Below are 7,593 nucleotides of genomic sequence, written 5' to 3' on the forward strand. Positions count from 1 at the left end.
GCGGGAGCCCGCTCGCGCCACGCATTGACCGACAGAACGGTTCGGCACCGATATCGCGGTCACAAGCCCATGAAGTACGTCCGGACATCCATCTCGGCGGACCAGGACTGCACATCGGAGAGTTCATCGAACTCGACCGGCTTCCCCCGGTAAAGACAACAATATCCATTCGCCGTTCGGTAGACGATGACCCACTCGCGGTCGTCACTCGCCACGTCTTGCAGGTTGCCGGCCAACACTTCCTTCCAGTCATCGAGATGCAGGGCCACCGCAAGGCGCCGGCGCAGAACGGCCAGCTCAACGCTGAGTTTCATGCTGCCCCTCCTTGCCGGCATGCGCTTCGGCCCGCGTCGACGCGTGGCTGTCACCGTGCTGTTTCCCTGACCGCAGGCTGCGCTCCGTTCCGCGCCGGTTCTCGGGAAAGATCCTGATGCTGCTCGCCACCGCGTCTGCGATGTGTTCCTTGGCAATGACCCCGACCACCTCCATTGCGCCCTCTTCTTCGGGCTGGGTGACGACCACCGCCATGGTCGCGCGCTTCTGGCGCAACTTGCTGATCACATCGAATGCCGCTTCACCCGGCGCGACCACGATGAAATTGCGTTGAGCGAGCACACCGAGCGTCACCGACGGATGGTCGTGCGAGATCGCCCGGCGCAACCCCGTGTTGATGCGAAGCACCCCCTCGATCCGGCCCGATCGCGTGACGACCACGTGGCGGAACGGGGGGCCGTCCAGATTGCCCAGAATGTCGCGGAACAGCACCTCGGCGTCCTGCACGAGCACGTCCGTCTCCATCACTTGCGCCGCGTTCTGGACGAGGAACATGTTGGCATGCAACGCGTTCGGAATCACGTGACCGCGACGCACGAGCTTGAGCGTATAAATGCTTTCGCGGCAAAGCAGGCGCCGGGTCGCAAGACTGACCGCAACAGCAATGATCATGGGCAACACGATGTCGTAATCGCGGGTCATCTCGAAGATCATCGCGACCGCCGTCATCGCCGCGCCGGTTCCGCCGCCCACCATCGCCCCCATGCCGACCATGGCGAACGCGGGTGCACTGACGGGTGCGGCGGGCAGTACGGCCTGGACGAATGCGGCGAACGCCGCACCCAATGCCGCGCCAATGAACAGTGACGGCGAAAAGACACCACCTGAAGATCCCGAGCCTAGGCTGATCGATGTAGCGAGGGTCTTGCAAAGCGCAAGCACGATCAGGAACAGGCAGCCGCCGAGCTGTCCGTAAAGCAGCGCCTGAATCGTTGCATATCCCACCCCTTCGACGTAGTAATGTCCGGCAAAGCGCATCAACAGATAGATCGTCACTCCGACGAGCAACATCCCCAGCGCGTGACGCGCATAGCGGCCCGGAATGCGCTCGAAGGCATCCTCCGCAAAATGAAGTCCGTGGGTCAGTAGCGCCGCACCCGCGCCCGTCAAGATGCCGAGCGCGGCATACAGCAGGAGCGTTAGCACGCTGCCTGGTCGATCGGGAATCGCACCCAACTGGGCGGGTACCAGAAACGCTGGCGCACTGCCGAAGAACAACCTTCCGACGAAGGTGGCCGTGCCGGTCGCGAGCGCGACGGGAAGGAACGTGTTGACGCTGATTTCCGGCATCATCAGCTCAGTCGCGAACAGGACACCGCCGATCGGCGTATTGAACGTCGCGGCGATCCCGGCGCCTGCGCCTGCCGCCACGAGCGTGATGCGCTGGCCGGCGGTCATCCTGACCGCTTGTCCCAGCGTCGAGCCCAACGCGGAGCCGATCTGGATGATTGGCCCCTCTCTACCGACCGCCGCGCCGGTGCCGATTGCGAACGCGGACGCCAGCGATTTCACAATCGCGACCACCGGTCGAATCACGCCGCGCTTGAAGTAGATCGCGTCCATCACCTCGGGCACCCCGTGCCCCTTCGCTTCCGGCGCAAAGGTGCAGACGAGCCACGTCACAACCAGGCCACCGACAACCGGCACGAGTATGACGAACGCCCCCCATACGGAAGTGGGCGTGAACTCGCTCGCGTTGTACGAGGCCGAAAACCGGCCGAGGAAAAACGCGTTGTGCACGAAACCGATCAAGCCGCGAAATGCCACGGCGCCGATTCCGGTGACGACGCCGACCACGATCCCGAGGCAACTCAGGCGATACATGTCGATCGGCGACGCCTCGTCTTCCGTTTGTGTCGAACGCTGGACGCGACCGGTTTCCACGCGAAGCGATGCGAGTTCGCCGGTCGCGCTGTCCTCTCCTCCTGTCGATCCCGATGTCATGACGCCCGCCTGTGTCGAGTGTGTCGATCCGTCAACTGGTCTCGTTCATGCGCCCCATCATCTCCGACGTCTCGCCGGCATCGAGCGCACTGCGCATGGCCAGCACGAGCACCACCACGCTCCAGGCGGCGACCAGCAGAATGTCCCAGCCGAAGCCGATGACGCCCAGGCCGCCGCCGATACCGCCCATCCACGACAACAGCCACAGCCCGCCGAACCACGGGAGCAACCACGCGATGTGCTTCCAGCCGAAGTCGCGTGCACTACGGCGCAACACGACGTGATGGTGAAGCGCGTAGAGGACGAAGCCGATCGCCACCAGCGAGAACAGGAAGTTGTTGGTCTTGAAGCCGGTCCAGTAGATGACGAGGTTGCTGCACACGAATGCGAGCGGCGCGATCAACCCGGCCCCGCTCATGCGGAACGGCCGCTGCAGTTCCGGTACGTTACGTCGCAGGACGAGCAGCGCGATCGGCCCCAGCCCATACGTGAGCACGGTGATCGACGTGATATAGCTCACCATCTGCTGCCACGCCGGGAACGGCATCAGGAACAGCACACCGACCGCCCACATGATCAGTACGGCAACCCAGGGAATCTTGTTGGTGTTCAACCGCGTCAACATGCGTGGGCCCGCGTCCAGTTCTCCGGCCGCGAACAGGATGCGCGAGCCGCCGGTGACGTACATCAGGCCAGTGCCCCCTGGCGACACGTAGGCGTCGATGTACAGCAGCGTGGCCAGCCATCCCATGCCGAGGGTCGTTGCGAGCCCTGCGAACGGTCCCATTTCGCCCTTGAAGCTGAGGTTGTTCCAACCAGCGGCAAGATCGGCCGGCGCAAGCGCGTAGATGAACGCAACCTGCAGCAGGATGTAGATGATGGCCGCCAGAAGGACCGCGCCGATCACGGCCAGCGGAATGTTTCGATGCGGATTGGCGCTTTCGCCGCCCAGGTCGATCGCCGTTCGAAAGCCCAGATAGCTGAAGACGATGCCGGCCGCCGGCAGCGCGGTGAACATGCCGGACAAGCGGTAGCTGTCAGGCGCCGCCTGCATGACGCCCCAGTGCGTACTCGCACCCAGCAAGCCGGCAATCGTCAGAAGCGGCACGAGTATCTTCCACCACGTGATGGTCGAGTTCACGCTGAGCAGCCAGCGGATCACCATCAGGTTCAACAACGCCATGACGCCGAGCAGGCCGGCGCATGCGACGAAGCCGACGGCCGTCAGCAAACCCGCGCTTCCGGGCTGGATGAACCAGGGGAGATAGTTGTTCGCGTACGTGACGATCGCTTCCGCCTCGACCGCCGGAACCGGCACGTACGCAAGAAACAGGAGGCCGCACCAGATCCGGCCCAGTCCGACGCCATGACTCGCATGGCTCATGTGCACCAGCGCCCCGCTGCGCGGAAACATCGCCGCGAGCTCGGCGAAACACAGTGCGATCAGCATGATGATGATCGCACCCATCACCCAACTGCCGATGCTCAGCGGGCCGGCGATGCGCGATGCGTGATAGGCGCCGAACAACCAGCCGGAACCGACCATGCTGGTCGTGCTGGCGAACAACAGCCCGATGATTCCGGCGTCACGCCGGAGCTTGCCTTCCAGATCGAGACTCGAGGTCGTGCTCATATGCCGCTCCTTGCAAACGACCTCCCCCTGCTGCGTGTGTATTCGTTCTCCCGCCCTGCCCGTTGTCGCGACGACCGACAAATACCGCCGTCCCGGCGAATCCGCGCACGTTGCCGACGCGCGCTCAGTTGATATCGGTGACGTCCTGGAAAGCCCAGCCGAACGACTGAATTTCCGACTTGTGCAAGGCCGCAACCTTGCGCAAGCAATTCGCCCCTTTTTCCGTCAGATGGATTTCCACTTGCCTTCGATCCTGCTCGCTCGTCTGCCGCCGGACGAGCCCGGCTGCTTCACAGCGTGTGACGAGCGCCACCGTGCCATGCGAGGACGCCTGCAACCGCTCGGCAATCTCGCCGACTGTCGCCCACGAACGGTCCGGAAACGCACAGGTGTGCAGCATCAGCATGTATTGCAACGGCGTCAGCCCTTCGGCCCGCAGGATTTCCTCCGAGAAACGCAGAAAACGCCGCAGCCGGTAGCGAAATTCGGATAGCTGCTCGAGGTCATGTTTCGTGGCGCTTGCGCCGGCCCTTCGATTGCTTGACGCCATCACGAACTCCGTGAACACTGGGAGTTTTCTGGAATCATGTCATCACGTGACCTAAAATATAGGCGCGCGTGACGGGTAGTGCAAAGTGCTTTCATCGATCGCTACTCTAGTCTGGTCGCTGCGTGGATTGACCCCATCAACGTGAATCGGTGAGGAGAAGTGGACGGCATTTCGATACCGCTGCTGGTCGCCCTGGCCGTCGTACAGCCTGGTCATTCGATAAGCTCACATGCGGGACCAAGCAGCTACGTCGTTGTCCCGGCGCGAAATATACTGCATGTGAGCCAACCGCACGCGTCGCCCGGTTCAATACTGAACGCACGCCACCGGGCGGTAACCGATTCAACTCCCATGCCGGTCTACATCCCCAGCGTGACGTATCACCCCGACGGCTGGGGTGCGCACTCGAGATTGGCCGGGGATCAATTCCGGTGGTGAACAGTCGACTCAGGATTTCGCACTTCTACCGCGGCCGGTGTCTTTCTCGCGGTGTCATTCCTTGATGTTCCTCCGCCACCTCGTGTCCGCGCACCCGGCAGATCAGGCCCGATGACACACACCCTCGCGTGGGAGTTTAGCTCGGTGCGCCGAGAGTCACGGCAGCTTCCTTGCTGACCGCTATCGAAAACCGAAATCCCCCTTAGAGACCCCGACAGGGAATATGCGTTGCTCCGTCGAGCATCGAGTTCGCCGCAGTCCATCGGCGAACCTGTACTGCTCTTCCTTGCGGGGTTACGCGATGACTTTCGGAAAATTTCCGTTTTGGCTACACGCACTATCCGTTGTATGGGTTGCTTCAGGCAGGGGCCGGCGCGACCTCAATGACAACCGCCGCCCAGTGCCTGCATGCAATCCCACAGCGACTGGCAGCCCGACAGGGCCACGACACTCGCCAGCAGTAAAATCATCCCCATCCACGTCCTGATCATTCCGTGATCCTCTCTGAAAAGAACCGCACCGACCCTCGGCGTCGGCCAACCACCGCGGGGCTACACATCCACATAGGACGTTTGCTGCGACGGCACCAGGCGCGGCGGCGGCGTGCACAGGCAGACACACAGATCATCGCTCAGTGCCGCTTGCCGTCCGTCGGGACCCGTCGTGGAAACGCGCGACCCATCGCACTGGATATGTCCCATGGTCTTGCAGACGGGACACCAGACCGGATCGGTCTCGTACGCCTGCTCGCGGCCACCGATCAGGTCGTGCGCGTCGCCGCCCTGCACGACCCCGCCGACCGTCGTCAGGTCGCCTTTCACAATATCGTAGCGGCGCATCGTTCACCCCGCTCAGGCCGCACCTGGTCGCGCGCGCAGGCTGTTCACCAGCGTGTCCCACGTCTGCAGTGCCCCCGCTTCGTCGACCGGCGAGGTGGCCTGGTCCGGCGGCAGGTCATCACGCGCCGGCGCGCCCAGCAGCAATTCGACCGAGGTATGCGGCTGCGCCACCGTCGCGGGATTCCCCGGCGCGAGCAGGTAGAAGCGATACACCGTGACATCGCCGTCTTTCAGCGCAAACAGCACTTCCTCGGCGTCCATGCCAGCCACCGTCCGCTTGCCCTGCCGCAGGATACGATAGCTGCCGGGCATGCGATCGAGTTTCGCACGCAACGCGGACAGGCTGCTGGTCAGCGGCTGGGCCTGATCCCCATCCACCGCGTCGCGCAACTTGATCACCAGCAGCGCTGGCCGGCCCGGCATCAACGCGAACGACTGGCTGACCTCTTCCGTGTAGGTCGACGAACCGGTGACGATGCCGCCATCAAAGCAGAAGCCCGATTCGGTCGGCACGGTCCAGTTATCGCGCACCTTGATGCGGCGGTAGGTGTCGTTATAGATGCTCTCGGCCCGCTCCAGGACATCCGCGCCGATCATGCCCGTCGTATGGACGAGCGTACGGTTCGCGAACAGATAACCTTCGGTATCGAACGGTAAGGTCGCCGCCTTTGCCACCGCATTGTTGAAGATGAAAACCCGCGAGTGCGGCACTGGAGAAAACGCCTTCTCCAGCCACGCATGCCCCGTCTTTTCCTCCAGATTGACGGGATTCACGCGCTGCTTCGTGCGCAGTTCCTTCTCCCGCGCCGCGACCTTGGCGTCGTAGGTTTCCACCGGCACATTATGGGTCGTGACGAGCTTTTCCCCGCGGTACTTGTAATTCTCATTCGAGATCTCGCTCGATACGGGCCGGTCGAACACAAGTCGGCCGATGCACCACGGACGTGCTTTGGACAGCAAAGGATTGTTCATCGTCGGTTCCACGGAAAACGCTAGAGAGCAGGCACACAGACCCGCCAGCAAAAAGAGTGTGCGAATGAAACGTGCCATCACGCCCCTCCCGGCACATCGATATCCTTCACGATCTGCACCACGCTGTAGAGAAGCGCCCAGCGTGTCCAGGGGTGCGCGTAACTCTTCATGTGCTCATATCCGGCCTGCACAAACGCCATCTGCACGCCCTTGGCCGGATCGCCCGGCACATCCGGCTTCAGGCCACGCGCCTGCGCGTCCGCCGACCACGCCGGCACGGTGCCATCGCCGCGAATGATGCCGGTCTTGTCCGCCACGCGATCCCACTCCGTCGTGGCGCTCACGTCGGGGACCTTGTTGGTCTTCTGCATCGTGAACGTGACACTCAGGTTGCGTTGCTGTAGCAGCACGCGGAGTTCGCCCTTGCCCGAATCGTGCAGCAGCTTGGCGGCGCGGAGCTCGGCAGGCTGCACATCGGCCGGCACGTCGCCCGTCCAGATGGCATTGCCCCAAGCCAACAGGTTCTTCGTCGGTTCGCCCTGTTCGACGGTGGGCTTGTCCTTGCTGGTGGCCTCGGTCGCCGTGCCGGACGCGGGCGATCGTGTATCCAATCCCCCATTGCCATACGCCACATACGTCTTGCCATGGTACTGGTTCTTCAACTGGCTCTGCCGGATGACCGTCTGCTTCAACGTGGCCTGATAATGGTCGACCAGGACATGGGCGCCGGTCGCGTCCTTGCCCAGCCGCTTTTTCATGCGGATTCAACCCGTCGATGCAACACACTTGAGGCTGCATAGCAGCGAGGAGTGTTGCAATGAAACAGAGACGGCGGATCTACTATACAGACAGCCAGAAAGCGCTAATGTGGGAGCGCTGGCGCA

At 62.8% G+C, this 7,593-nt stretch carries 7 protein-coding genes; all 7 read right to left on the reverse strand.

Translation table 11 applies throughout. The annotated features are described in order from the left end of the window. Positions 1-59: 59 nt before the first annotated feature. Positions 60-314 (reverse strand): hypothetical protein, encoded by a 255-nt coding sequence (locus GD429_RS13855; RefSeq protein WP_152857430.1) that lies wholly within the window; start codon positions 312-314, stop codon positions 60-62. Further along, complete coding sequence (locus tag GD429_RS13860) at positions 298-2,277, reverse strand: chloride channel protein (RefSeq protein WP_152857431.1); 1,980 nt, start codon at positions 2,275-2,277, stop codon at positions 298-300. Before GD429_RS13860 ends, GD429_RS13855 begins: the two co-directional genes overlap by 17 nt. Positions 2,278-2,308: 31 nt before the next feature. Then, on the reverse strand, positions 2,309-3,991 hold the full coding sequence (locus GD429_RS13865) for an APC family permease (protein ID WP_227791643.1): 1,683 nt from the start codon (positions 3,989-3,991) through the stop codon (positions 2,309-2,311). Positions 3,992-4,034: 43 nt separating this feature from the next. Next, positions 4,035-4,460 carry a MarR family winged helix-turn-helix transcriptional regulator gene (locus tag GD429_RS13870; RefSeq protein ID WP_152857432.1) on the reverse strand — a complete coding sequence of 142 codons (426 nt, stop codon included), beginning with the start codon at positions 4,458-4,460 and terminating at the stop codon, positions 4,035-4,037. A 989-nt stretch (positions 4,461-5,449) separates the two neighbouring features. Continuing rightward, on the reverse strand, positions 5,450-5,737 hold the full coding sequence (locus tag GD429_RS13875) for a PAAR domain-containing protein (protein ID WP_059506574.1): 288 nt from the start codon (positions 5,735-5,737) through the stop codon (positions 5,450-5,452). Positions 5,738-5,749: 12 nt separating this feature from the next. Next, positions 5,750-6,709, reverse strand: a complete 960-nt coding sequence (locus GD429_RS13880; RefSeq protein WP_193727107.1) for a T6SS immunity protein Tli4 family protein — start codon at positions 6,707-6,709, stop codon at positions 5,750-5,752. A 77-nt stretch (positions 6,710-6,786) separates the two neighbouring features. Beyond that, positions 6,787-7,467, reverse strand: a complete 681-nt coding sequence (locus GD429_RS13885) for a hypothetical protein (protein ID WP_193727108.1) — start codon at positions 7,465-7,467, stop codon at positions 6,787-6,789. Positions 7,468-7,593 lie beyond the last annotated feature (126 nt).

This window comes from Burkholderia sp. BE17 (assembly GCF_009362305.1).
Lineage (GTDB): Bacteria > Pseudomonadota > Gammaproteobacteria > Burkholderiales > Burkholderiaceae > Burkholderia > Burkholderia pyrrocinia_C.

Bases quoted from the DNA above. Each gene is read 5' to 3' on its own strand.
- GD429_RS13855 (WP_152857430.1), bottom strand. From the start codon at position 314: ATGAAACTCAGCGTTGAGCTGGCCGTTCTGCGCCGGCGCCTTGCGGTG.
- GD429_RS13870 (WP_152857432.1), bottom strand. From the start codon at position 4,460: ATGGCGTCAAGCAATCGAAGGGCCGGCGCAAGCGCCACGAAACATGAC.
- GD429_RS13860 (WP_152857431.1), bottom strand. From the start codon at position 2,277: ATGACATCGGGATCGACAGGAGGAGAGGACAGCGCGACCGGCGAACTC.
- GD429_RS13875 (WP_059506574.1), bottom strand. From the start codon at position 5,737: ATGCGCCGCTACGATATTGTGAAAGGCGACCTGACGACGGTCGGCGGG.
- GD429_RS13885 (WP_193727108.1), bottom strand. From the start codon at position 7,467: ATGAAAAAGCGGCTGGGCAAGGACGCGACCGGCGCCCATGTCCTGGTC.
- GD429_RS13880 (WP_193727107.1), bottom strand. From the start codon at position 6,709: ATGAACAATCCTTTGCTGTCCAAAGCACGTCCGTGGTGCATCGGCCGA.